The sequence below is a fragment of the Salmonella sp. 5800 genome (assembly GCF_046558195.1).
GTDB classification, from domain to species: domain Bacteria; phylum Pseudomonadota; class Gammaproteobacteria; order Enterobacterales; family Enterobacteriaceae; genus Salmonella; species Salmonella enterica.
In genome coordinates, this window is the sequence record NZ_JBGDOX010000041.1 from 1 (window position 1) to 276 (window position 276).

The window sequence follows — 276 nt, forward strand, 5'->3', positions numbered from 1 at the left end:
TGCGAGCGGGACGAGAGGACGCTGTTTCGCGGGCTGTCGTTCACCGTGGAGGCCGGGGAGTGGGTGCAGGTCACCGGTGGCAACGGCGCCGGAAAAACCACCCTGCTGCGCCTGCTGACCGGGCTGGCGCGCCCGGACGGCGGCGAGGTGTACTGGCAGGGCGAGCCCCTGCGCCGCGTGCGCGACAGCTTCCATCGCAGCCTGCTGTGGATAGGGCACCAGCCGGGGATTAAATCCCGCCTGACGGCGCGGGAGAACCTGCACTTTTTCCACCCC

Annotated in this window: 1 protein-coding gene; it reads left to right on the forward strand. The window is 69.9% G+C overall.

Annotated features, from left to right (window positions below):
• The coding region (locus ACLJZ5_RS22120; protein WP_410959033.1) for an ATP-binding cassette domain-containing protein at positions 1 to 276 on the forward strand (276 nt) is incomplete at both ends.